At 60.6% G+C, this 23,771-nt stretch carries 28 protein-coding genes; 18 read left to right on the forward strand and 10 right to left on the reverse strand.

The annotated features are described in order from the left end of the window. Nucleotides 1-24 precede the first annotated feature (24 nt). From ACMGGK_RS16055 to ACMGGK_RS16070, 4 genes are all read right to left on the reverse strand, one after another. Nucleotides 25-492 carry a YkgB family protein gene (locus ACMGGK_RS16055; protein WP_016928490.1) on the reverse strand — a complete coding sequence of 156 codons (468 nt, stop codon included), beginning with the start codon at nucleotides 490-492 and terminating at the stop codon, nucleotides 25-27. A gap of 67 nt (nucleotides 493-559) precedes the next feature. Next, nucleotides 560-850 carry a pentapeptide MXKDX repeat protein gene (locus ACMGGK_RS16060; protein ID WP_016928491.1) on the reverse strand — a complete coding sequence of 97 codons (291 nt, stop codon included), beginning with the start codon at nucleotides 848-850 and terminating at the stop codon, nucleotides 560-562. A gap of 59 nt (nucleotides 851-909) precedes the next feature. After that, nucleotides 910-1,686: a molybdopterin-dependent oxidoreductase gene (locus tag ACMGGK_RS16065; protein WP_049299842.1), complete on the reverse strand. Its 777-nt coding sequence runs from the start codon at nucleotides 1,684-1,686 to the stop codon at nucleotides 910-912. Between the two features lie 10 nt (nucleotides 1,687-1,696). Beyond that, nucleotides 1,697-2,308: a cytochrome b/b6 domain-containing protein gene (locus tag ACMGGK_RS16070; protein ID WP_016928493.1), complete on the reverse strand. Its 612-nt coding sequence runs from the start codon at nucleotides 2,306-2,308 to the stop codon at nucleotides 1,697-1,699. 150 nt (nucleotides 2,309-2,458) lie between these two features. Here ACMGGK_RS16070 and ACMGGK_RS16075 point away from each other — a divergent pair, with 150 nt between their 5' ends. Both ACMGGK_RS16075 and ACMGGK_RS16080 read left to right on the forward strand, forming a co-directional pair. Further along, complete coding sequence (locus ACMGGK_RS16075; RefSeq protein ID WP_016928494.1) at nucleotides 2,459-3,172, forward strand: response regulator transcription factor; 714 nt, start codon at nucleotides 2,459-2,461, stop codon at nucleotides 3,170-3,172. Nucleotides 3,173-3,175: 3 nt separating this feature from the next. Then, the gene (locus ACMGGK_RS16080; protein ID WP_420277022.1) at nucleotides 3,176-4,684 is read left to right on the forward strand and encodes an ATP-binding protein; all 1,509 of its coding nucleotides are present in this window, start codon (nucleotides 3,176-3,178) and stop codon (nucleotides 4,682-4,684) included. Here ACMGGK_RS16080 and ACMGGK_RS16085 read toward each other — a convergent pair. Beyond that, complete coding sequence (locus tag ACMGGK_RS16085) at nucleotides 4,656-6,074, reverse strand: heavy metal sensor histidine kinase (RefSeq protein ID WP_143778752.1); 1,419 nt, start codon at nucleotides 6,072-6,074, stop codon at nucleotides 4,656-4,658. The genes ACMGGK_RS16080 and ACMGGK_RS16085 overlap by 29 nt on opposite strands. Further along, a complete protein-coding gene (locus ACMGGK_RS16090) occupies nucleotides 6,071-6,742 on the reverse strand; it encodes a heavy metal response regulator transcription factor (RefSeq protein WP_016928497.1) in 672 nt (223 codons plus the stop codon). Before ACMGGK_RS16090 ends, ACMGGK_RS16085 begins: the two co-directional genes overlap by 4 nt. Before the next feature lie 140 nt (nucleotides 6,743-6,882). Here ACMGGK_RS16090 and ACMGGK_RS16095 point away from each other — a divergent pair, with 140 nt between their 5' ends. From ACMGGK_RS16095 to ACMGGK_RS16110, 4 genes are all read left to right on the forward strand, one after another. Beyond that, a complete protein-coding gene (locus tag ACMGGK_RS16095; RefSeq protein ID WP_420277023.1) occupies nucleotides 6,883-7,506 on the forward strand; it encodes a hypothetical protein in 624 nt (207 codons plus the stop codon). Between the two features lie 13 nt (nucleotides 7,507-7,519). After that, nucleotides 7,520-8,125: a cytochrome b/b6 domain-containing protein gene (locus ACMGGK_RS16100; protein WP_048795952.1), complete on the forward strand. Its 606-nt coding sequence runs from the start codon at nucleotides 7,520-7,522 to the stop codon at nucleotides 8,123-8,125. Continuing rightward, complete coding sequence (locus ACMGGK_RS16105; RefSeq protein WP_033640918.1) at nucleotides 8,118-8,885, forward strand: molybdopterin-dependent oxidoreductase; 768 nt, start codon at nucleotides 8,118-8,120, stop codon at nucleotides 8,883-8,885. The genes ACMGGK_RS16100 and ACMGGK_RS16105 overlap by 8 nt, the downstream gene beginning before the upstream one ends. 122 nt (nucleotides 8,886-9,007) lie before the next feature. After that, on the forward strand, nucleotides 9,008-9,535 hold the full coding sequence (locus ACMGGK_RS16110) for a hypothetical protein (RefSeq protein WP_197758125.1): 528 nt from the start codon (nucleotides 9,008-9,010) through the stop codon (nucleotides 9,533-9,535). Nucleotides 9,536-9,684: 149 nt separating this feature from the next. On the opposite strand, the gene ygbI is transcribed toward ACMGGK_RS16110, so the two are convergent. Next, entirely contained in the window at nucleotides 9,685-10,455 is a 771-nt protein-coding gene (gene ygbI, locus ACMGGK_RS16115) for a DNA-binding transcriptional repressor YgbI (RefSeq protein ID WP_016928502.1), read from the reverse strand. A 283-nt stretch (nucleotides 10,456-10,738) separates the two neighbouring features. Between ygbI and ltnD the strand changes: the two genes are divergently transcribed. The 6 genes from ltnD (at nucleotide 10,739) to ACMGGK_RS16145 (ending at nucleotide 16,392) form a co-directional block, all read left to right on the forward strand. Beyond that, on the forward strand, nucleotides 10,739-11,653 hold the full coding sequence (gene ltnD, locus ACMGGK_RS16120) for an L-threonate dehydrogenase (RefSeq protein ID WP_143778748.1): 915 nt from the start codon (nucleotides 10,739-10,741) through the stop codon (nucleotides 11,651-11,653). Continuing rightward, nucleotides 11,653-12,912, forward strand: a complete 1,260-nt coding sequence (gene otnK / locus ACMGGK_RS16125; RefSeq protein WP_143778747.1) for a 3-oxo-tetronate kinase — start codon at nucleotides 11,653-11,655, stop codon at nucleotides 12,910-12,912. Before ltnD ends, otnK begins: the two co-directional genes overlap by 1 nt. Continuing rightward, nucleotides 12,909-13,541, forward strand: coding sequence for an aldolase (locus ACMGGK_RS16130; protein WP_016928505.1), 633 nt, complete (start codon nucleotides 12,909-12,911; stop codon nucleotides 13,539-13,541). The genes otnK and ACMGGK_RS16130 overlap by 4 nt, the downstream gene beginning before the upstream one ends. Before the next feature lie 3 nt (nucleotides 13,542-13,544). Next, nucleotides 13,545-14,321, forward strand: coding sequence for a 2-oxo-tetronate isomerase (gene otnI, locus ACMGGK_RS16135; RefSeq protein WP_016928506.1), 777 nt, complete (start codon nucleotides 13,545-13,547; stop codon nucleotides 14,319-14,321). Nucleotides 14,322-14,427: 106 nt separating this feature from the next. Next, the gene (locus tag ACMGGK_RS16140) at nucleotides 14,428-15,798 is read left to right on the forward strand and encodes a GntP family transporter (RefSeq protein WP_016928507.1); all 1,371 of its coding nucleotides are present in this window, start codon (nucleotides 14,428-14,430) and stop codon (nucleotides 15,796-15,798) included. A gap of 63 nt (nucleotides 15,799-15,861) precedes the next feature. Beyond that, nucleotides 15,862-16,392 carry a GNAT family N-acetyltransferase gene (locus ACMGGK_RS16145; RefSeq protein ID WP_016928508.1) on the forward strand — a complete coding sequence of 177 codons (531 nt, stop codon included), beginning with the start codon at nucleotides 15,862-15,864 and terminating at the stop codon, nucleotides 16,390-16,392. A gap of 4 nt (nucleotides 16,393-16,396) precedes the next feature. Here the strand turns inward: ACMGGK_RS16145 and ACMGGK_RS16150 are convergent, their stop codons facing one another. After that, nucleotides 16,397-17,269, reverse strand: a complete 873-nt coding sequence (locus ACMGGK_RS16150) for a LysR family transcriptional regulator (protein WP_079450970.1) — start codon at nucleotides 17,267-17,269, stop codon at nucleotides 16,397-16,399. A gap of 91 nt (nucleotides 17,270-17,360) precedes the next feature. Between ACMGGK_RS16150 and ACMGGK_RS16155 the strand changes: the two genes are divergently transcribed. Then, nucleotides 17,361-18,341 (forward strand): nitrilase family protein, encoded by a 981-nt coding sequence (locus tag ACMGGK_RS16155; RefSeq protein WP_016928510.1) that lies wholly within the window; start codon nucleotides 17,361-17,363, stop codon nucleotides 18,339-18,341. Between the two features lie 91 nt (nucleotides 18,342-18,432). Here the strand turns inward: ACMGGK_RS16155 and ompX are convergent, their stop codons facing one another. Further along, nucleotides 18,433-18,951: an outer membrane protein OmpX gene (gene ompX, locus ACMGGK_RS16160; protein WP_004939201.1), complete on the reverse strand. Its 519-nt coding sequence runs from the start codon at nucleotides 18,949-18,951 to the stop codon at nucleotides 18,433-18,435. A 400-nt stretch (nucleotides 18,952-19,351) separates the two neighbouring features. Between ompX and rhtA the strand changes: the two genes are divergently transcribed. Then, nucleotides 19,352-20,239 carry a threonine/homoserine exporter RhtA gene (gene rhtA, locus ACMGGK_RS16165; protein WP_004939202.1) on the forward strand — a complete coding sequence of 296 codons (888 nt, stop codon included), beginning with the start codon at nucleotides 19,352-19,354 and terminating at the stop codon, nucleotides 20,237-20,239. Nucleotides 20,240-20,371: 132 nt separating this feature from the next. Further along, on the forward strand, nucleotides 20,372-20,839 hold the full coding sequence (gene nanQ, locus ACMGGK_RS16170; protein ID WP_016928512.1) for an N-acetylneuraminate anomerase: 468 nt from the start codon (nucleotides 20,372-20,374) through the stop codon (nucleotides 20,837-20,839). Here nanQ and ACMGGK_RS16175 read toward each other — a convergent pair. Further along, nucleotides 20,821-21,372, reverse strand: coding sequence for a shikimate kinase (locus ACMGGK_RS16175; protein WP_049299851.1), 552 nt, complete (start codon nucleotides 21,370-21,372; stop codon nucleotides 20,821-20,823). The two genes, nanQ and ACMGGK_RS16175, sit on opposite strands and share 19 nt — an antisense overlap. A gap of 357 nt (nucleotides 21,373-21,729) precedes the next feature. Between ACMGGK_RS16175 and dps the strand changes: the two genes are divergently transcribed. The 3 genes from dps to glnH all read left to right on the forward strand — a co-directional run bounded on the left by dps (nucleotide 21,730) and on the right by glnH (nucleotide 23,725). After that, nucleotides 21,730-22,233: a DNA starvation/stationary phase protection protein Dps gene (gene dps, locus ACMGGK_RS16180; RefSeq protein WP_016928514.1), complete on the forward strand. Its 504-nt coding sequence runs from the start codon at nucleotides 21,730-21,732 to the stop codon at nucleotides 22,231-22,233. 142 nt (nucleotides 22,234-22,375) lie between these two features. Beyond that, nucleotides 22,376-22,642, forward strand: coding sequence for a DksA/TraR family C4-type zinc finger protein (locus tag ACMGGK_RS16185; protein WP_016928515.1), 267 nt, complete (start codon nucleotides 22,376-22,378; stop codon nucleotides 22,640-22,642). A 339-nt stretch (nucleotides 22,643-22,981) separates the two neighbouring features. Next, nucleotides 22,982-23,725 carry a glutamine ABC transporter substrate-binding protein GlnH gene (glnH, locus tag ACMGGK_RS16190; RefSeq protein WP_019454486.1) on the forward strand — a complete coding sequence of 248 codons (744 nt, stop codon included), beginning with the start codon at nucleotides 22,982-22,984 and terminating at the stop codon, nucleotides 23,723-23,725. Nucleotides 23,726-23,771 lie beyond the last annotated feature (46 nt).

A 23,771-nucleotide genomic window follows, 5' to 3' on the forward strand; every position in this document is an offset into this window, starting at 1 on the left:
GGCGTAGCCAGGCTACGCCCTTTTTTATGCCTGCTCGGCCGGCAAATCGGCTTTCAACAGCACCAGAGAACCGGCCAGCAACACAAGATCCTTGATTAAAAAGCTGGTGGCGCCGGCCATGGCGGGAAAACCGCCGGCGGAGGGCTCCCAGGCGCCCGGCGTGGAAAAGATCAGCGTCAGCGTGGTCAGGTAGGTCACCGTCGATCCGATCGCCCCCAGCAACCCCAGCCGCCGCGACCAGAATCCCGCCAGCAGCAGCAAACCGAAGCTCCACTCGGCGACGCCCAGCGCATAGCTGGCGCCGCGGATGCCGAACGCCTGGTGCATCCAGCTCAGCAGCGGGCTGTTGCCGATCAGTGGCACCAGTCCCTGCGCTTCGTAATCAAACCACTTGGCGTAGCCGAAGGCGGCGAAGATCACCACCAGCGCCGCGCGCATAAAGATAACGTCCCCGTTCGAGCGCCGAAAGCGCCTCAGCCATGTCGCCAGCATCGTCCTCTCTCCTTATGTTGCCCGCGGCCGCCGCGGTTTGCCGCTTGCGGCCGCGGGGTACGGCGGCTTACTGCCCCATCGCGTCCTTTTTCATTTCGTCTTTCTTCATGCCGTCTTTGGCCATACCGTCTTTCGCCATGCCATCCTTTTTCATGGCGTCTTTCCCCATCTTGTCTTTCTTCATGCAGTCCTTGCCCATGCACTCTTTCTTCATCCCATCTTTCGCCATGCCGTCGTGCGACATCTGGCTCATGCCGTCCTTTTTCATCGCGTCTTTGCTCATGCCGTCCGCGGCGTTGGCGCCGGCCACGCCCAGCATCAGCGCGCTGCACATCATCATTGCGAATAACTTTTTCATGGTATTTCCTTCCGTCATGTCAAAGGCACCGGAGTGCCGGAGAATGGCCGGCGGCCGCCTCAGCTGCCGCCAAACCAGTTGTAACCCTGGTCTTCCCAGTAACCGCCCGGGAAGCGGTTGGTGACCTCGATCACCTGAATGTGCTTCGGATTCTTGTAGCCCAGCTTGGTCGGCATGCGCAGCTTCATCGGGTAGCCGTACTTGCGCGGCAAGATCTGGCCGTCGTAGGTCAGCGCGATAATCGTCTGCGGATGCAGCGCGGTGGCCATGTCGATACTGGTGTAGTAGTCGTCGGCGCATTTGAAGCTGACGTAGCGGGCGCTCAGATCCGCGCCGATCGCCTTGAGAAAGGTGGCGAACGGCACGCCGCCCCACTTGCCGATAGCGCTCCAACCCTCGACGCAAATATGACGCGTCACCTGGCTGACCTGCGCCATCCGATGCAGCTGCGGCAGGCTCCAGGCGCGCTTGTCCTGCACCAACCCCGCCACCTCCAGCCGATAGTCGTCGCCGTTGATGTCGGGCGCGTCCTCCTCGGCGTAAAAGGCGTTGAACGGGAATGGCCGGGTGATCATCGACTCCGGGTAGACCGGCGCCAAACGATCGCCGTTGAACAGCCAGCCCTGCACCCGATCGTTGAGGCGCGAAATGCGGCTCAACGCCTGCTCGACGTTGGCGTTGCCGCTGAGATCGCAGCCGGTAAGCATGGCGATACCGCCCAACGTCAGGCCGTTGCGCAGAAAGCGGCGGCGGGATGACGCGGTCAACAAGCGCTGCGCTTCTTTGACGATCGCCTGCCCTTCAACGATCGTCATGATTTGTTTATCCTTTTCCATCATTCACTCCTTAGCGTCCGCGCAGCATGGCCAACAGCGTGCGGGGCACCAGCGCCACCATCACCAGATGGATCGCGACGAAGGCCACCAGCGCCGACATGGCGAAAAAGTGGATATAGCGCGCCGCTTCATAGCCGCCGAGCAGCGTGCGCAGCAGTGGAAACTGCACCGATTTCCACAGCACCAGTCCGGACAGCGCGCTCAGCACGCCAAGGAGCATCACCGACAGATAGGCCACGCGCTGCACCATGTTGTAGTGGCGCAGGTCGGCGTGCTGCAACCGGCCGCGCAACGCCGCGCCGACATCGGCGAGAAACTGCTTCGGGCTGAGCGGCCAATATTTGCGTTTGAAACGCCCGCTGGTCAGGTTAAGCAGCAGGTAGCACAACCCGTTGACGCCAAACAGCCACATGCCGGCGAAGTGCCACTGCAGCGCGCCGCCCAGCCAGCCACCGAGCGTCAGCTCGTTGAAAAAGCTGAAGTTGAACAGCGGCGAGGCGTTGTAGATGCGCCAGCCGCTGGTCACCATGATCAGCATCGCCAGCGCATTCAGCCAATGCGTTAACCGCAGCCACAGCGGATGTACGGTCTGTCGTTGTTCCGGGGTGAGAGTGAGGCTCATAACGATTCCTGCCAGCTAACGATGCGATGAACCGAGTATTCCCCGGATTTGTTCCCCAAGACCTCACGCAGAGTTAAATAAAATGTGATAACTCCGCCGATGGCGGTTGTGTAGACTTCAGAAAGAATCGGGCAATCAGCGGTAATGAGAATGGACAAGCCAAAACGAATTTTGATCGTCGAAGACGACGGCGACATCGCCGAGCTGCTGCAGCTGCATCTGCGTGACGAGGGTTACGCCATCAGCCACGCCGCCGACGGCAATCAGGGCATGGCGATGCTGGAACAGGGCGGCTGGGACGCCTTGATCCTCGATCTGATGCTGCCGGGCGTGGACGGATTGGAGATTTGCCGCCGGGCGCGCACCATGACGCGCTACACGCCGATCATCATCACCAGCGCGCGCTCCAGCGAGGTGCACCGTGTGCTGGGGCTGGAGCTGGGCGCCGACGACTATCTGGCCAAACCCTTTTCCATGCTGGAGCTGGTGGCGCGGGTCAAGGCGCTGTTTCGCCGCCAGGAGGCGATGAGCCGCAACCTGCGCATGGACGCCGGCGCGCTCAGCTTCAACGATCTGACCATCGATCCTATCGCCCGCGAGGTGCGCCTGCACCAACAGCCGATCGAGCTGACGCCGCGCGAATTCGACCTGCTGTACTTTTTCGCCCGCCACCCGGGCCAGGTGTTCTCGCGCCTCAGCCTGTTGAATCAGGTCTGGGGCTATCAGCACGAAGGGTATGAGCACACCGTCAACACCCATATCAACCGGCTGCGCATCAAGATTGAGCGCAATCCGGCGGAACCCGAGCGCATCCTCACGGTGTGGGGCATGGGCTATAAATTCGCGGCCGCGCCGCAAGAGTGAGCCATGAAAAACCTTACGTTAGCGCAGCGCCTCACGCTGATCTTCGCGCTGCTGATCGTCATCGGCTGCGCCTTTTCCGGCTGGATGCAGGTGCGCAGCAATACCCAGTACAGCCAGGCGGTGATCCAGCGCCTGTCCGGCAACCTGGCGCAGCATATCGCCGACAGCAATCCGCTGCTGGGGGTGAACGGGCCGGATCCGCAGGCGGTGCATACCCTGTTCGATCAGCTGATGGCGGTGAACCCCAGCGTGGAGGTTTATCTGCTCGACAAACAGGGCGCAATCATCGGCAACGCCGCGCCGGCCGGGCATCTGAAGCGGCAGCGGGTCGCGCTGGTGCCGCTGCAGGCGCTGCTCGATGGCGCGCAGATGCCGGTGTACGGCGACGATCCGCGCAGTGCGGACGGGCGCAAGGTGTTCAGCGTTGCGCCGCTGAAGGTCGACGGCCGGATCGAAGGTTACCTGTATGTGGTCTTGCTCGGTGAGGAGTACACGGCGCTGGCCAGCAACGCCCAGTTCAACTCGGCGGTCAGGATGGCGCTGTGGACCTCCGGGGTGATGGTGCTGTTCAGCCTGCTGGCCGGCGGTTTCGCGTTTTACTGGGTCACTCGCCCCATCCGGCGCCTGACCCGCCAGGTCAATGCGCTGGACAGCGGCGGCATCGAGGCGGTGCAGGCCTACGCGGCGCTGCCGGCGGCGCCGGCCGGGCGCGACGAGGTCAGTCAGTTGCAACAGGCCTTCCACCGCATGGCGCAGCGCCTCGCCGAACAGTGGCAAACGCTGGCGCAGCAGGATCGGCTGCGGCGCGAATTCATCGCCAACGTCTCGCACGATCTGCGCACCCCGCTCACCTCGCTGCACGGCTATCTGGAAACGCTGTCGGTCAAGGCCGCCACCCTGAGCGACACCGAACGGCGCCGCTATCTGGAGATCGCGCTGGCGCAGAGCCGCAAGGTGGGCAAGCTGGCGCAGGAGCTGTTCGAGCTGGCGCGGCTGGAATACGGCGTGGTGAAACCGCAGAAAGAACCCTTCTCCCTCAGCGAACTGCTGCAAGACGTGTTCCAGAAGTTCGAGCTGGCGGCGGAGGCGCGCAATCAGCGGCTGCACGCCGACATCGCTCCCGGCATTCCGCCGGTGTTCGCCGATCTCAGCATGATTGAGCGGGTGCTGACCAACCTGCTGGACAACGCCATTCGCCATACGCCGCCCGGCGGCGACATTGGCGTGCGGCTGTGGCGGCAGGAAGGTCGGGTGATGGTGCAGGTCAGCGACAGCGGCCCCGGCATTCCGCAGACGCTGCGCGCCGATCTGTTCGTGCGGCCGTCGATCCTGAGCGGCGCCCGACGCCCCGCCGGCGGGCTGGGGTTAATGATCGTGCGGCGCATTCTGCAACTGCACGACAGCGACATCCAACTGATTGAACAACCGCAAAGCGGCGCCTGCTTCCGTTTTGCCATTCCGCCGCATGAGTCCGGCACAACGGTTATTGCGCGAGCGGGAACCGCAGGCTGAAAATGAGGCTGGCGGCAGACGCGCGCCCGGTACATTCGGCGCGCACCTCACCGCCGTGCAGCGTCATGATGGCGCGTACGATAGACAGCCCGAGGCCGCTGGCGTGGCTGCCGGCGCTGCGCGCGGGATCGGCGCGGTAGAAACGATCGAACAGTTTTTCCAGCTGTGCCGGCGCGATCGACGGCCCCTGATTGATGACCTGCACCCACCAGGCATCGGCGCGTCGTTCAGCCCGCAGGACGATCAGGCTGTTTTCGTCGGCATAACGCACCGCGTTGGCCACCAGGTTGCTCAGCGCCCGCTGGAACAACATCGCGTCCGCCTTCAGCTCGCCTTCCCCCTCGCAGCTCAGCGCGATGCCGCGTTCTTCCGCCAGCCCTTCGAAGTAATCCGCCACCCGCCGCAGCTCTGCCGCCACATCCAGACGACTGTAGTTCAGCGCGGACTGCGCCTCACCGGCGCGCGCCAGAAACAGGATGTTTTCCACCATGCGCGAAATACGCTCCAGCTCATCCATATTGTTCGACAATAGGGTTTCGTACTCCTCCACGCTGCGGGATTGATACAGCGCCACCTGACACTGGCCCATCAACGCGCCCACCGGGGTGCGGATCTCATGGGCCAGATCGGCGGAAAACTGCGTCAGCCGCTGATAACCTTCATTCAACCGATCGAGCATCGCATTGAACGAACGGGTCAGCTGCTGCAATTCCTTCGGCGCCCCCTGTTCGCTGAGGCGCGTCGACAATGTATTGGGCGCGATCTGCGACGCCTGCGCCGCCATGCGCCATAGCGGCTTCAATCCCCGGCGCATGACCCCATAGCTCAGCAGCGCAATCAGCAGGAAAGCCACAATGACCGCCGCGACAATGCGCCACAGGTAACGCGCCAGCATCTTCTGCTCGTTGACCATCACGTGCGCGGCGGAGATCTGCAGCAAACTGCCGTCTTCCAGGCGCACCATCGCCGACGCCGCGCGCAGCGGCACCCCCTGCGCCGTTTCCCCGCCGCGCACGGCGGCCAGCGTCTGCGCCTGTTCGGGCGGCGTCGGCGCGATCGGCGGCAGGGCCACCCTGGCCGGATTCACATTGATGAGCGGCTTTTGCCCCGGGATTTGGAAAATCAGCACGTCCTGTTCATTGCCCAGCATATTTTCGAACAGGCCGTTATTGGCGGTCAGACGCGCCAAAGGAAAGCGCTGCCCCAGTAAATGGCGGAAATACTCGATGCGCCCGGTCACCTGCAGATCGCTGCGGAGCGTCATTTCCTGACGCATGGCGCCAAACAGATACCAGCCCGTCCCGCTCACCACGCAGGCGGCCACCAGCGCGAACAACATGGCGGTGCGCAGCGTCAGCGACACCGGCCGACGTGAAGCGCGGGCGTTCACGAGCGCGGCTCGCAAACATAGCCGATGCCGCGCACGCTGTGGATCAGCTTGACGTCGAACGGCCGGTCGATTTTGGCGCGCAGGCGTTTGATCGCCACGTCAACCACATTGGTGTCGCTGTCGAAATTCATGTCCCACACCTGAGAGGCTATCTGCGTGCGCGACAGCACTTCGCCTTCGCGCCGCACCAGCAGATGCAGCAGCATGAACTCCTTGTTGGTCAACGGGATCACCTGATCCTGGCGCACCGCCCGGCGGCGCAATACGTCCAACTGCAGATCGGCGATGGCGTAATGATCGGCTTCGCGCGCCGGCCCGCGGCGCAGCAAGGTGCGCAAACGCAGCACCAGCTCGGTAAAGGAAAACGGCTTGATAAGATAGTCGTCCGCGCCCAGCTCCAGACCGTGGATGCGATCCTGCACGCCGTCGCGGGCGGTGAGAAACAGGATCGGTACGTCGCTTTTCTTGCGCAGCACCTCGATGACCTGCCAGCCGTCCAGCCCCGGCAGCATGACATCGAGCACGATCGCATCGTAATCCTGCTCCAACGCGCGAAACAGCCCATCGGTGCCGGTACGCGCCAAATCGACGCCGTAGCCCGCCTCACCCAGCCCTTTCTTCAGGTAATCCCCTGTGCCGATATCGTCTTCAACAACCAGTATTCGCATGCTCGCCACCTCGTTACGTCTGCAAAAATACTAGCAGTTTCGGCGGACAAACTTGATGACATTAATGTCATCAAACGGCCATGGCGCTGACCCAGTAGGTCAACCATGCTTAACCGGCAAACTCATTTCAGGAGAACGTTATGATTACCCGTCATCGTATAGCCGGTTTATTGTTATCCACATTACTGCTGTCCAGCGGCTTGGCCGCCGCCCAACCGCCGGGCAAGGTGATTGCGCCGCTGCGCGGCACCATCAGCCAGGTTGCCGACGGCAATCTGCAACTGACCGATCGCAAAGGCGAGACACTCAGCGTCAAGCTGAACGATCAGACCAAAGTGCTCAGCGTTTCCAAAGCCACGCTGGACGACATCAAACCGGACAGCTTTATCGGCACCGCCGCCGTGCCGCAGCCGGACGGCACGCTCAAAGCGCTGGAAGTGCACGTGTTCGCCGCCAGCCTGCGCGGCACCGGCGAAGGGCATTCGGCCTGGGAATCCGCCGACGGCAAAGTGGACACCATGACCAACGGCACCGTCGGTAAACTGCTCAAATCCAACGGCCGCACCCTGACCGTCACCTACGGCAACCAGCAGAAAACCGTCGTCGTGCCGGAAGACGTGCCGATCGTGACGCTGGATCCGGGCGATCTGAGCCTGCTTAAACCGGGCGTGCACATCGTGCTGTTCTCCGCCGTCAACGATAAGGGCGAACGCATCGCCACCCGCATTTCCGCCGGCAAAGACGGCACCGTGCCGCCGATGTAACCGGAGGAAAGCCATGAAAACCAACGCGTCGCGGCCGGTGCATCGCTGGCCGGTTCGAATCACTCATTGGATCAACCTGTTCGCCATGGTGTGCATGTTCATGAGCGGTTGGGAAATCTACAACGCCTCGCCGCTGTTCGATTTCCGCTTTCCGCCGCAGATGACGCTGGGCGGTTGGCTGGGCGGCGCGATTGGTTGGCATTTGGCGGTGATGTGGCTATTGGCGCTCAACGCCGTCTGCTATCTGCTGTGGAGCCTGTTCAGCGGTCATTTTCGCCGCGATCTGTTGCCGCTTCGCATCGGCGCGCTGCGGCAGGATATCTGGCTGGCGTTGACGCTGCGCCTGCGCCACCGGCATGGCCACTATAACGCCATTCAGAAACTGATGTACCTCGGCGTACTGGCGCTGGGTCTATTGCTGGTGCTGTCCGGCCTGGCGATTTGGAAGCCGGTTCAGCTGCAGGGATTGGTCGCGCTGTTTGGCGGCTTCGATTTCGCACGCTACGTGCATTTTTTCGCCATGGCCGGCATCGGCCTGTTCGTGGCGATCCACGTCTTTATGGTGGCTGTCGTGCCCAAAACGCTGTGGGCGATGATAACGGGTGGCAAACATGAATGAGAAAAAACAGCGGGCAGCCGCGCCGACGCTGGAACCGGACCAAAAAAAGCAGTTGGTCAATCTGCAACGCCGGCTGATGTTGCGCTCCGGGCTAACGCTGGGCGGCATCGCCATGCTCACCGGTTGCAACCTGCAAGACGGCGATCGGGTGGATAAGGTGCTGTGGGCCATGTCGCGCTGGAACGACCGGGTGCAGGCCTGGCTGTTCAGCGGCCAGCGGTTGGCGCAAACTTACCGCCCCGATCAGATTACCCAGCCTTTCCCCTTCAACGCGTTTTACCCGGAATACAACGTCCCCGAGATCGATCTTGCCGGCTATCGGCTTGAGGTCGCGGGGAAAGTGGAGAAAAAAGCGCCCTGGACGCTGGAACAGCTGCAGCGGCTGCCACAGCAAAGTCAGATCACGCGTCTGATCTGCATTGAGGGCTGGAGCGCCATTGGTCAATGGGGCGGCGTGCCGCTGCGCACCTTTCTGCAGCACGTCGGCGCGGATCTGAATGCCGGTTACGTCGGCTTCAAATGCGCCGATCGTTACTACGCCAGCCTCGACATGGCCACCGCGCTGCACCCGCAGACCATCCTGGCGCTGGATTTCGGCGGCAAGGCGCTGCCGGCGGACTATGGCTACCCGCTGCGGCTGCGCGTGCCAACCAAACTGGGGTTCAAAAACGCCAAACATATCGCCGCGATCTTCGTCAGCGACGTCAATCCGGGCGGCTATTGGGAGGATCAGGGCTACAACTGGTTCAGCGGCATTTAGTTTTGCGCGGCGCTGCGCACAACCCTCATCGGCGGCTGGAGGATTGTCTCCGCCGCGATTAATAATCTGTTCGTCACAAAGGGGATAACTATAGGAAAAATAATAGTAAAAAGGATTTTATCATGGAGATTGATGTGAGGGAGTCACATACAGGGGTAGCAGACACATACAGGTATCAGATTGCGGTCAGAAAAGATGATGGTAAAACGGCCATCTATCATTTGGATTTCAAGAAAATTGGGCAAAACATGCACCATTGGTTTGCCCCAGTGTATGTGGACACGGCTCTCCTCAATAATGCTTTCTCTCTGGAGTTTTATGATGTTAAGGCGTTGAGCGACGCAGACAGGCATCGGCGCTCAGCTTTCGATACCTATACCGCAATGCATTACACCCTTTTCCAACGCGAACGCTTATTCGTAGTTGGCATTGGAGAAACCCTTCTCAAGTTTGCCTATCAGTATCATGCCAGGATCATCTTAAGCGCACCGTTAAGGCCAGCATTAGCTAAAATTTATGATTTTTTGTTGAAAAAATACGCTCACAAAGGGCATTATTTATACAAAATAGAGTTTATAAAGGACGGCCTCTATGTCATCGAAATTCCGCGTAGCCCCCATAGCATCCCACACTTACCAGCAGCACGTTAAGGAACAGCGCCTGAAAGAGATGCAAGCTTTTCACAAAGAGTGGTGGGAACAAAGGCGCCGCGAATGGCGTGAACGCGGCGGCATTGAAGCAAGTGAAGCGCCCGCACGTGGCATCGATACCGAGCTTTCATCCTGATTCCGGTTCGTTCTTATTCTTCTTCTCCCGCCGTCAGCAATGCAATCCCCGCTTGCTCAATGGCCTCCCGCGCGGCGGCGGGCAACCCTTCGTCGGTAATGACGGCGTCAAAGGCAGCGATCGGCAGCGCCAGGTAGGTCGCGACCTTGCCGTATTTGGACGTATCGCTGAGCAGAATGCGGCGGCGGCTGGCCTCGACGATGGCCTTCTTCACCATCACCTTGTCTTCGTTCGGCGTCGACAGGCCGCGCATACTCCACGAAGAGGCGGAGATGAACGCCAGATCGATAAACAGACCGCGCAGCGCCTGTGCCGCCGCTTCGCCGACGCAGGAGCGGTTTTCCCGGCACACGGTGCCGCCGGTGTGGATGATTCTGCACTGGCTGTGTTCGATCAGGAAGCCGGCGATGACAAAGTCGTTGGTCACCACCGTCAAATCGTCACGTTCACCGATCTGTTTCGCCAGCGCCAGCGTGGTGGTGCCGGCATCCAGATAGATACAGCTGCCGGCGGGAATTTGCCGCGCCGCCAGCCGGCCAATGGCGAGTTTCTGCCGGCTGAACATCCCCTCTTTGGCCTGGTGCGAAGGTTCGCTCGCCACCCGCTCGGGCGCCTGCACGCCGCCCGAGACCGACTGCACCGCGCCCTGTTCTTCCAACTTTTGCAAATCACGGCGGATCGTCATGTGCGACACCCCCAGCCGTTCGGTCAGCTCGGCAATGCTGACGACGCCGCGTTCGGATACCAGCGCAAGAATTTGTTGATGGCGTTCTACAGGTATCACGGTTCCCTCTCGTTGCTGCGGTGATAATAATTGTGATTTTACGTCAATTTTCGTTCGCCGATAGCCCTAATTTTTCGCGGCGTGACGACGCGCGCAGTTAGGCCAGGTAAACATAAACTTATTTAAAAACATAATAATAATGTTGATACGGGCCAGAAATCAGACGAAAAACTCGTTTCACACATTGTTAATTATTGTGATATCGATCGCGGATAAACCATCGACAAGCGCTTACATTTAACACAACAAAACAAATTATCACTAAAATTAACAGGAGTGCAGTATGACACACCCAGGGAATTATGCCGTCTGCATCATCGGACTGGGCGCGATGGGCATGGGCGCGGCGCGTTCGTGCCTCCGCGCCGGATTGACCACCTACGGGGCGGACCTGAATCCGCAGGCGCTGGCGACGCTGCAGCAGGCTGGCGCGAAACAAACGTCTACCAGCGCGTGCGACTTCGCGGCCGAGCTGGACGCCGTGCTGCTGCTGGTGGTGAATGCCGCCCAGGTGAAGCAGATCCTGTTCGGCGAACAAGGCCTGGCGCCAAAGCTCAAGCCAGGCACCGCGGTGATGGTCTCTTCGACCATTTCCGCCGATGACGCCAAACAGATCGAGCAACGGCTGCTGGACTACGGGCTACCGATGCTGGACGCGCCGGTTTCCGGCGGAGCGGCCAAGGCGGAGGAAGGCCAGATGACGGTGATGGCCGCCGGCGCCGACGCCACCTTCGAGCGTCTGCAACCCGTGTTGGACGCCATCGCCGGCAAGGTTTACCGCATCGGCGAGACGATCGGTCTGGGCGCGACGGTAAAAATCATCCATCAGCTGTTGGCCGGCGTGCACATCGCCGCCGGAGCGGAAGCTATGGCGCTGGCCGCCCGCGCCGGCATCCCGCTGGACGTGATGTACGACGTGGTCACCCACGCCGCCGGCAACTCCTGGATGTTCGAAAATCGCATGCGCCACGTGGTCGACGGCGACTATGCGCCCAAATCGGCGGTGGATATCTTCGTCAAGGATTTGGGGCTGGTGGCGGATACCGCCAAGGCGCTGCACTTCCCGCTGCCGCTGGCCTCTACCGCTTTTACCATGTTTACTGCCGCCAGCAACGCCGGTTACGGTAAAGAAGATGACAGTGCGGTAATCAAAATCTTTACCGGCATCGATCTGCCGCAGAAAAAGGAGGCGCTCTGATGCTGCTTGGCGTAATCGCGGATGACTTTACCGGCGCGACCGACATCGCCAGTTTTCTGGTGCAAAACGGCCTGCCGACGGTGCAGCTGAACGGCGTGCCGCAAGACGAAACCCAGATCAATGCACAGGCGGCGGTCATCAGCCTGAAATCGCGTTCCTGCCCGGCAGAACAGGCGGTCGAACTGTCGTTGCAGGCGCTGGCCTGGTTGCAAAAACAGGGCTGCCGCCAGTTCTACTTCAAATACTGCTCCACTTTCGACAGCACCGCACAGGGCAATATCGGCCCGGTGACCGACGCCCTGCTCACCGCGCTGGGGGAAAATTTCACGGTTGTCTCACCGGCGTTGCCGGTAAACGGCCGCACGGTCTATCAGGGCCACCTGTTCGTCGGGGAACAGCTGCTGTCTGAATCCGGCATGCGTCATCACCCGGTCACGCCAATGACCGACAGCAACCTGCTGCGCCTGATGGAATCCCAAGCCGCCGGGCGCTGCGGGCTGGTGACGGCGGCGGAAATGGATCGCGGCGCCGAGGCGGTCAGCGAGAAGCTGCGCCAACTGGCCCAGGAAGGCGTGCGCTACGCGGTGCTGGATACGCTCAACGAGCGGCATCTGCTCATCCAGGGTGAAGCGTTGAAAACGATGAAGCTGGTGACCGGCGGTTCAGGCCTGGCGATCGGCCTGGCGCGGCAATGGGCGCAAAGCGGCGATCGTGCGGCAGAGGCGGCCGGCGCGCCGCAGGGGGAAAAGGCAGCAGTGCTGTCGGGCTCGTGTTCTGTGATGACTAACCGGCAGGTGGCGCACTATCGCGAGCGCGCTTCGGCGCAGGCCATCGATATCGACCGTTGCCTCGAACCGCAGGCACGCGCCGCCTACGCCGCCGAGTTGGCGCACTGGGCGCAGCATCACGCCGGGGAGGCGCTTGCCCCGCTGATCTACGCCACTGCGGCGCCGGAAGCGCTGCAGCAAACGCAACGGCAGCACGGTAGCGCCGCCAGCGAGGCGGTGGAGGCGTTGTTCGCCGAATTGGTGATGCAACTGCGCCAGTTGGGATTCAGCCGCTTTATCGTCGCCGGCGGAGAAACCTCCGGCGTGGTCACGCAGGCGCTGGGCATTCGCGGCTTCCATATTGGCCCCAGCATTTCCCCCGGCGTTCCCTGGGTGCGCGCCAGCGATCGGGCGATTTCCCTGGCGCTGAAATCAGGCAATTTTGGCGATGAAGCCTTCTTCGCGCGCGCGCAAACGGAGTTTCCAGTATGACCATGACCATCGAACAACAGGCGCGCGAAGAGATGGTGCGCCTCGGCGCCTCGTTTTTTCAACGCGGTTACGCCACCGGTTCCGCCGGCAACCTCTCGCTGTTGCTGCCAGACGGCGCGCTGCTGGCGACGCCGACCGGCTCTTGCCTGGGCGAGCTGCAGGCCGATCGCCTGTCTAAAGTGAGCCTGAACGGCGACTGGCTCTCCGGCGACAAGCCGTCGAAAGAGATCAGCTTTCACCGAGCGCTGTATCTGAACAATCCTGAATGCAAAGCGGTGGTGCACCTGCATTGCACCTACCTCACGGCGCTCTCTTGCCTGCAGGGGCTGGACGTCGACAACGCCATCAAACCGTTCACCCCCTATGTGGTGATGCGCGTCGGCAAGGTGCCGGTGGTGCCCTACTATCGCCCCGGTGACGAAAGGTTGGCGCAGGATCTGGCTCGCCTGGCGCCGACCCACCGCGCCTTTTTGCTGGCCAACCACGGGCCGGTGGTGACCGGTAAAAACCTGCGAGCGGCGGCGGACAATGCCGAAGAGATGGAAGATGCGGCGCGGCTGATCTTCACCCTCGGCGATCGTCCGATCCGCTATTTGACCGATGATGAAATTGCCGAATTACGGAGCTGACCCATGCCTAAATTTGCCGCCAATTTATCGATGATGTTTACCGAGGTGCCGTTCCTCGATCGCTTCACCGCCGCTGCCGAACAAGGCTTCAGCGCGGTGGAATTCCTGTTCCCTTACGAACATCCCGCCGAGCTGTTGGCCGAAAAGCTGCGCGAACACGGCCTGCAACAGGTGCTGTTCAATACCGCGCCCGGCGATGTCGCCGCCGGCGAATGGGGGCTGGCGGCGCTGCCGGGCCGCGAGCAAGATGCGCGCGCTGATATCGATCGCGCGCTGGCCTACGCCATCGCCCTTTCCTGCCCCTGCGTGCACCTGATGGCCGGCGTGGTGCCCGCGGGCGCGGATCGGCAGCGTTATCTCGACACCTTTATCGCCAATGCGCGCTATGCCGCCGACGCCTTCGCCCCGCACGGCGTCAAGGTGCTGATCGAAGCGCTCAGTCCACCGGTCAAGCCCGACTACCTGTTCGCCAGTCAACATCAGGCGGCGGAAGCGGTGGCGGCGATCGAGAGACCGAACGTGTTCATCCAGTTCGACTTTTTCCACGCGCAGTTAGTGGACGGCAATATCAGCGGGCTGCTGGAAACGCTGGCCGGGCGCTACGCGCATATCCAGATAGCCTCGGTGCCGGATCGTCATGAACCGGATGAGGGCGAACTGAATTACCCGTGGCTGTTCGACAAGCTGGATGCGCTCGGCTATCAGGGCTGGATCGGTTGCGAATACCGCCCGCGTGGCGACACCGCCGCCGGACTCGGCTGGCTGAAGCCTTACCGCTAAAGCCGCACGCCGACACCAGGAAAACGATTTTATAACAATGAAACGCACCCGTATCGCCACGCGGCGATCGCGGTGCCCAACGCTTACCCAACGAAAGGCTTTTTTCATGTCTACCTCTCTGCTGTTGCTGATTGCCGTACTCGGCGTGGTGCTGCTGTTATTGATGGTGATCAAGGCGAAGGTGCAACCCTTTGTCGCGCTGTTGGTGGTCAGTCTGCTGGTGGCGTTGGCCAGCGGCATTCCGACCGGTGAAGTGATGAAAGTGATGACCGCCGGGATGGGCGGCGTGCTTGGCTCGGTGACCATCATCATCGGTCTGGGGGCGATGCTCGGGCGCATGATCGAACACTCGGGCGGCGCCGAGTCGCTGGCGCAACGCTTCAGCCAGGGGCTGGGGCCGAAACATACCGTCGCCGCGCTGACCCTCGCCGCATTTATCCTCGGCATTCCGGTCTTCTTCGACGTCGGCTTTATCATTCTGGCGCCGATTATTTACGGCTTCGCCAAGGTCGCCAAAGTGTCGCCGCTGAAGTTCGGCCTGCCGATGGCCGGCGTGATGTTAACGGTACACGTCGCGCTGCCGCCGCACCCCGGCCCGGTCGCCGCCGCCGGCCTGCTCAACGCCGACATCGGTTGGCTGACCATCATCGGCCTCGCGATCTGTATTCCGGTCGGCGTGATCGGCTATTTCGCCGCCAACTACCTCAACCGCAAAACCTATCCGTTATCGATAGAGGTGCTGGAACAACTGCAGCTGGCGGCGCCGGAGCCGCGGCCGGAAGATCACGCGCCGCTCAGCGATCGCATCAACCCGCCCGGCGCCGGCCTGGTGGCGGCGCTGATCGTCATCCCGATCGCCATCATCATGCTCGGCACCGTCTCCGCCACGCTGTTGCCGGCAGGCTCGGCGCTGCGCGATGCGCTGTCTCTGCTGGGGTCGCCGGCGGTGGCGCTGATGATAGCCCTGCTGCTGGCCTTCTACTTCCTGGCGCTGCGCCGCGGCTGGAGTCTGCAACACGCCAGCGACGTGATGGGCGCCGCGCTGCCGACCGCCGCGGTGGTGATCCTGGTGACCGGCGCGGGCGGCGTGTTCGGCAAGGTGTTGGTGGAATCCGGCGTCGGCAAGGCGCTGGCGGAAGTGCTGACGGCCATCGGCCTGCCGCTGGTGCCCGCCGCGTTTATCATTTCTCTGGCGCTGCGCGCTTCGCAGGGTTCCGCCACCGTGGCGATCCTGACCACCGGCGGCCTGTTGTCGGAAGCGGTCAGCGGGTTGAATCAGCTGCAGCTGGTGCTGGTGACGCTGGCGACCTGTTTCGGCGGACTGGGGCTTTCCCACGTCAACGACTCCGGTTTTTGGATCGTCACGCGCTATCTGGGGCTGTCGGTGGCCGATGGCCTGAAGACCTGGACGGTGCTGACCACCCTGCTCGGCCTGAGCGGCTTTCTGTTCACCTGGCTGTTGTGGCTGGCGGTGTGATTTCTCTGGCATACTGAACGCCGTTGTTTTTCATCGCCTTTCACCCTGTGCAGGAGCAGCAACATGACCGTAATCAACACCGCGCCAACGCTTATCACCGAACGCCTGCGGCTGGACGCGCACACGCTGGACGACTTCGACTCGCTGGCCGCTCTGTGGGCCGATCCGCTGGTGGTGCGCTATATCGGCGGCACGCCGCGCGACCGGGAAGACTCCTGGGGGCGCCTGATGCGCTACGTCGGCCACTGGGCGCTGCTGGGATACGGGTATTGGGCGGTGCGTGACAAACAAAGCGGCGAGTATCTCGGCAGCATCGGCTTCTCCAACTTCCTGCGCGACATCACCCCGGCGCTCGACGCGCCGGAAATGGGCTGGACGCTGGTGAGCTCGGCGCACGGCAAAGGCTACGCCACCGAGGCGCTGCGGGCGGCGCTGGCCTGGGGTAAGACGCACCTGCCGGGCGCGCAAACCGTCTGCATCATCTCGCCGGAAAACCAGGCCTCGCTGGCGCTGGCGAAAAAAGTCGGCTTTAGCGAAAGCCACCGCAGCGAGTATCACCAGAGCCCGATCGTCGTGATGCATTGCCCGCTTTGAATGCCTAAGCGCGTTGCACCGTCAACGCCGTCTGAATGAAGTTGTCCCGCAGCGCGTCGGCGCGCTGCGGATCCCAGGCGATACCGACCTGCCACTCCGTCTCCTCGCCGCTCAGCGGTAAAATGTCGATACCGGCCGGCGCGATATGCGTGATGCTGTGCGGCAGCAGCGCGACACCGACGCCGGCGGCAACCAACGCCAACAACGTTTGGATATCACCGGCCTGCTGCACCACATTCGGCACCAACCGGTGAGCGGCGATAAACCGCAGCGACTGATCGCTCAGCCCGCGCCCGCGTTTGGGCGTCAGCTGCAACAGCGGCAACTGATTGAAACGCGCCATCAGATCGTCGGCGCGCAGCGCCAGCGCGCCCGGCGCGGCCAGCACCAACCGATCGCTCAGCAATGCCACGCCGCACAGCGGCGTATTGACCGGCAAACGCACGAACCCCGCCTGCAACTCTCCCTGCAGCAACAGCTGATACTGGCGTTCCGACGGCAAGTCCTCCAGGCCGATCGCCACCTCGGGGAACCGTTGGCGAAAGGCCGCCACCAGCTGCGGCGCCAGATGAAAGCTGGAAAGGCCAAATCCCAGCGACAGCCGCCCCGCTTCCCCGAGGGCCACCCGCCGCGCGCGCCGCTGAAACTGCTGGTACTGCGCCACCAGCGCCTGCGCCTCCGGGTAGAGCCGCTGCCCGCCGGCGGTGAGCACCGCCCCCTGTCGGCCACGCTCGAACAATCGAACGCCGAGCTGGGTTTCCAGCGCCTGAATTTGCTTGCTCAGCGCCGGTTGGCTGATGCATAACCGGCTCGCCGCCTGACGATAGTTGCCCTGTTCGGCCAGCGCCACCAGGGCGCGCAGTTGTTTTATATCCATTCCATTAAGTTATCGAATAAGGAATTTAATTGATTATACAGTAATCAATCCACCTGCTGTAATCAACGCAGACCCTAACCGGAGAGACCCCATGACCATCTCATTGCGCGCCGCCACGGTGCAATTCCAGCATCGCGCCAACGATAAAAATTACAACCTGTCGACCATCGAGCGCTTTATCGCTCAGGCGGCCGAGCAGCAGGTACAGCTGCTGGCCTTCCCGGAAATGTGCATCACCGGCTATTGGCACGTACGCCATCTGTCCGACGCCGAAGTGCGGGCGCTGGCGGAACCGATCGCGGCCAGCCCTTCGCTGGCGCGCATTCGCCCGCTGGCGGAGCGTTACAACATGGCGATCGGCGTCGGGCTGATCGAGCTGGGCGATGACGGCCGTTGCTACAACGCCTACGCCGTATGCCTGCCGGACGGCGCGCTGCATGTGCACCGTAAACTGCACGCCTTCGAACATCCGGCTCTCGCCAGCGGCGATCGCTATACGGTGTTCGACACCCCCTGGGGCGTGCGCGTGGGCGTATTGATCTGTTGGGACAACAATCTGGTGGAGAATGCGCGCGCGACGGCGCTGCTGGGCGCGGAGGTGTTGATGGCCCCGCACCAGACCGGCGGCACCCATTCGCGCAGCCCGCACGGTATGAAGCCGATCCCACAGGCGCTGTGGCAGCGGCGAGCGGAAGATCCGCAGGCGATAGAAGCCGCCTTTCGCGGCGAACACGGCCGCGGCTGGCTGATGCGCTGGCTGCCCTCGCGCGCTCATGACAACGGGCTGTTTTTGCTGTTCAGCAACGGCGTGGGCCGCGATGACGATGAGGTACGCACCGGCAATGCGATGATCCTCGATCCCTACGGCCGCATCGTGGCGGAGACCTGGGCGGCGGAGGACCGGCTGGTCAGCGCCGATCTCGATCTGACGCTGATCCCGCTCAGCACCGGCCGCCGCTGGATTTACGGACGCCGCCCCGAGCTGTACGGTTTACTGACCGAACCGCAAGGCTATGAGCGCGATGCCCGCAGCGCGCGCTTTTCGACGCAGCCGACGGGGCGCGGCAGCTAATGACAGATAAAAAAAAATCCGCCCGAAGGCGGATTTTTTATCCGCGCGGCAACCTGTGCCGCGCATTCACGCCCGCAGGCATGAAGAAATCTTAGAAGCGGTAGCCTACGCCAACGTTCCAGCTGCCAACGTCCACGCTGCGGATGCGGCTCTGCTCGTAGCCAACGTCCAGGGCAACGTTTTCGATTGGGTTGAACTGCAGACCGGCACCGTAGGTGAAGCCGTAGTCGCTGTTGCCACCTTTGTTACCGCCAGCCTGGGCGTTGTCGATGTTTTTGCCGTAGCCAACACCGATCACACCGTAGATGCTCGCCCAGTCGTTGAAGCGGTAAGCTGGACCTGCGGTGATGGAATCGTACTGAGATTTCTTGTAGAAACCGCTTTCAGAACGATTTTTTTCCAGGTGGGTGAAGGAGCCGATCACACCCAGTGGGTTGTTGTCGAACTCGTAACGGTATTTCAGGTTGAAACCGTTGGCCTTGTTAGCAACGCCTTGGAGATCACCCTGCGCATAGCCAGCGGATACGGTGCTCTGACCAGCGAATGCGGTACCTGCGCTAACTGCTAATACGCAAGCTGCTACTGCGGAAAGACATGCAATTTTTTTCATAACCACCTCAAACGCGTTTTATTATTAAGTACATCCATTTGTTCATGCTTTGAAAATATAACAAAAATTAGCGTGAAACTCTGCCTTGAAATGAGTGTCTAATGCTTTATATCGTGTAACAGAAGATTTCAAGAACAGTGTATCTGCTTCTTTTCGCTCTATTTTCGGCCGTATTCTACGGCTTTCTGTGACAAAAATCACCAATTTAATATCCAGATAATTCTTAAGAAAAAGCGCACTTTTTGACCAAATTCGCCACATCTCATCCGAGGATCGGCGGATTTCACCGCGATGTGCGCTTTTCTCAGACAGATTTTCGCCATTTCATTTACACTGCTCGCATCCCCGTTTCGACCGTTTTCTCAAGGCTGAGGAACGGCGCAAAAAAGGCCCGTTAAGGATGTCGTTATCTACTTCCGGCAGAGCGCCCTCCGCGCTGCTGCCCATCTGTCTGTTAATCATCGCCATGGTGTCTATCCAAAGCGGTGCCTCGTTGGCCAAAAGCCTGTTCCCGATCGTGGGCGCGGAAGGCATTACGACGCTGCGTCTTTTCATCGGCACCCTGATTCTGTTCATTATCTTCCGCCCGTGGCGTATGCGCATCGTCGCCGGCAGCCGCTTGCCGCTGCTGATTTACGGCCTGTCGCTCGGCGCGATGAACTACCTGTTCTACCTGTCGCTGCGCACCGTGCCGCTCGGCATCGCCGTGGCGTTGGAGTTTACCGGCCCGTTGGCGGTGGCCATGTTCTCGTCGCGGCGGCCGATCGACTTTCTCTGGGTGGCGCTGGCGATCGCCGGGTTGTGGTTCCTGTTGCCGCTCGGCCACGGCGTAGGCGGGATCGATCCGTTCGGCGCCGCCTGTGCGCTCGGCGCCGGCGCCTGCTGGGCGGTCTATATCATTTTCGGCCAAAAGGCCGGCGGCGATCACGGCCCCGGCACGGTGGCGCTCGGTTCGTTGATCGCCGCGCTGGTGTTCTGCCCGATCGGCGCCTGGCAAACCGGCAGCGTGCTGTTCAACCTCGATATTCTGCCGGTCGCTCTGGCGGTGGCGATCCTCTCCACCGCGCTGCCTTATTCGCTGGAGATCATCGCGCTGCCCAAAATTCCGGCGCGCACTTTCGGCACCTTAATGAGCCTGGAGCCGGCGATGGCGGCGCTGTCCGGCATGCTGTTCCTCGGCGAACACCTGAGCGGCGTACAATGGTTGGCGCTGGCGGCGATCATCGCCGCCTCCATGGGTTCCGCCCTGACCATTCGCCCCAAACCGCGCCTCGAAAGCCTTTCCTGATCGCCTGACTCGCCTGCCGACCGCAACGCCGGAATGCAGGCGGGTTAACTGTTTTCCTCGTGACAAATCGGCATACTTCCCCTTAGCCTGTATCGCAGGCTCTTTGGACTTTCGCTCACATGGAGAATAACAGTGATTCATAACAGCCTGTTCAACCCACGCTTCGGCCGCGGACTCGCGCCAGCGCTGGTTTCAACCCTGACCGAGTTGCGCCGATGCGACCTGCCCGAACTGGCACTGGGCCATCACCCGATCGACGGCGATAACATCTTTATGGACGTGATGACGCTGACCACCGTGCCGGCGGCGGAAAAGCGCGCCGAAATGCATCAGGAGTACATCGCGCTGCATCTGCTGATCAGCGGCGAAGAACGCATCGAATACGGCCTGGCGGGCGACTGGCATCGCGAACATCCGCATGCAGAAAATAGCGACCTGCTGCTGCTGGACATCAAACGCCACCCGCAAACGCTGCACATGACGCACGGTATGTTCGCGATCTTTTTCCAGATGGAACCGCATAAGACCGGCTGCCTGTGGCAGCAGCCGCAGCACGTCAAGAAAGCGGTGGTGAGGATCCATCACCGCCTGCTGCTGTGAGCCTGCGGCAGCGTCCGTAGAAAATCGGCGGCCTGGCGGGGAGAGCGCAAGCGCACGAAACGGTGCCCTGCATCGGTACGGGCCATCTCCGCCAGGTATTTTCGCCGGTTCTTCGAGTAAGTGCGGATCGTCCACAGCACGATCGACTCGCGGCTAAAGAAAGAACGGCGGAAACTTTCCCGATTGCCGGTGCCCGGCCACAGCTCGCTTTTGCTGGCCGCGCGTCGGCACGCGCGCCGCACGGCTTGCCACAACGTGCGGCAGAAACCGTAGTCCAGCCACAGGATATAATCGACCTCGCGCCACTTGATCGGTTGCGTGCGGCTGTAGTTGCCGTCCAGCACCCAGCCTCCTCCCGCTTCGGCCAGCGTCTGCTCAAGCCGCGCCAGGAACGCACCATCGGGCGTCCCCTGCCACTCGGGCCGCCAATAGAGTCTGTCCATCTCGATATAGGGAACGTCAAGACGTTCCGCCAGTTGACGCGCCAGGGTGCTTTTACCGCTGCCGCTGGTGCCGACGACGTTAATTTTCATTATTCGCCTATAAAGAGAGAGGATAATTACCCTACTGTAGCGGCATCAATTACCGCTATCAATATGAATGGATGAGAAATTAACACCACGATAACAAAGCGGATATTTAGCCGAAACCCGCAGGCGAAAAAATAAAATAACCAAGGTAAATTTTCACAGCCATAAACAATAAATCAGTGAATGATAAATAATTATATTTTTCATGCTGTTGCATTAAATAAAAATTCAACCAGACCAATTACTCGTAGGCTAACCCTATTTGTGCAATAGCCATTTTCGTCCGGCAAAAATAAACAGCCCTGCTATAATTGATCCCGTAACGAAATAGGACAACGACTAATCAAGAGGATATCTGATATGAGTACCGCTAAACTGGTGAAAACGAAATCTTCTGATCTGCTGTATACCCGTAACGATCTGGACGAAAAAATCAAACTGGCCGCCATCAAGGCGCTGAACCATCAGGTCGTGCAATTCATCGATCTCTCGTTGATCACCAAACAGGCGCACTGGAACATGCGTGGCGCGAACTTTATCGCGGTTCATGAAATGCTGGACGGCTTCCGCACCGCCATCATCGAGCACCAGGACACCTTCGCCGAGCGCGTGGTGCAGCTGGGCGGCGTGGCGCTGGGCACCGTACAGGTGGTGAACGATCGCACGCCGCTGAAAAGCTATCCAACCAATATCCACAGCGTGCAAGAGCACCTGAAAGCGCTGGCCGATCGCTACGGCGCGGTGGCGAATGACATCCGCAAAGCCATTACCGAAGTGGAAGACGAAGACACCGCCGACATGTTCACCGCCGCCTCGCGCGATCTGGACAAGTTCCTGTGGTTCATCGAATCCAATATCGAATAACGCCGCAACGCGTTGCAGACCGCCCGTCGTGCCGGGCAGAACAGGCTGGGCTTCGCCCGGCCTGTTTTCTTTTGCGCGGTCGTTGAATTGTGCAAAAAACGGCCCATATTAAACGGTAGGTTTCCCTTATCAGGAGGTGATGATGGCCAGCGGCTGGGCGGCGGACGGCGCCGTACAAGATCAAATTGATTCTACCGTCGACGATGCGGTGCAGCGCGCGCGTGATGCGCTCGGGCATGGCGAGAGCGAACGCTATTGCCAGGAATGCGGAGAACCGATCCCCGAGGCGCGCCGCAAGGCGCTGAAGGGGGTGCGTTATTGCCTCGCCTGCCAGACCGAACAAGACAAAAAACACGCGGCCACCAGCCTGTACAACCGGCGCGGCAGCAAAGACAGCCAGTTGCGTTAGCATTATCTGCTCCCCTTTTTCTCCTCTCGCGGCCCCCGCTTGCACCGTCGGTGCATCATGAAAGTTAGAGTTAGTTATCAATATTGAAGCAAAAACGTTAAAGAACGGTTGTTTCACAGCCAAAATTTGGTTAATGATAGCCCCGTGCACCAAGATAATTCTTACGCACCATTTCGGTGCCTCATTGTGGTGCACAACCATAACAATTCGCCTTTCCGGCACAACATCACGAAGTAACTCTTTGTTTTTATAGTAGTTGAAAACATGGCACGATTTTTTCATGGCACCAACTGCAATATAAAAAATGGGTAATCCGCAACCTGTACAGGAATTCCTCTCATGAAGTCGATTTTTAAAGTCTCCCTGGCCGCACTCTCCCTGGCCTTTGCCGTAAGTTCTCACGCAGCAGACAAACTGGTGGTCGCCACCGACACCGCTTTCGTTCCTTTTGAGTTCAAGCAAGGCGACAAATACGTCGGCTTCGACATCGACCTGTGGGCCGCCGTCGCCAAAGAGCTGAAGCTGGACTACACCCTGAAACCGATGGACTTCGGCGGCATCATTCCGGCGCTGCAGACCAAAAACGTCGATCTGGCGCTGGCCGGCATCACCATCACCGATGAGCGCAAGAAAGCCATCGACTTCTCCGACGGTTACTACAAAAGCGGCCTGCTGGTGATGGTCAATGCCGACAACAACAGCGTGAAAAGCATCGACGATCTGAACGGCAAAGTGGTGGCGGTGAAGAGCGGCACCGGCTCGGTGGATTACGCCAAGCAGCACATCAAAACCAAGGATCTGCGTCAGTTCCCGAACATTGACAACGCCTATATGGAACTGGGCACCAAGCGCGCCGACGCGGTGCTGCACGACACGCCAAACATCCTATACTTCATTAAGACGGCTGGCGCCGGCAAGTTCAAAACCGTCGGCGATTCGCTGGAAGCGCAGCAGTATGGCATCGCCTTCCCTAAAGGCAGCGATGCGCTGCGCGAGAAGGTGAACGGCGCGCTGAAAACCCTGCGTGAGAACGGCACCTATAACGAAATCTACAAGAAGTGGTTCGGCACCGAACCTAAGTAAGCTGTGAATTTGGCAAGCTATTAACTTAAGCACAGGGGGCGCTTAA

Origin of the sequence: Serratia sp. BNK-33-b (assembly GCF_048684565.1) — a bacterium.
Taxonomy (GTDB): Bacteria; Pseudomonadota; Gammaproteobacteria; order Enterobacterales; family Enterobacteriaceae; genus Serratia; species Serratia marcescens.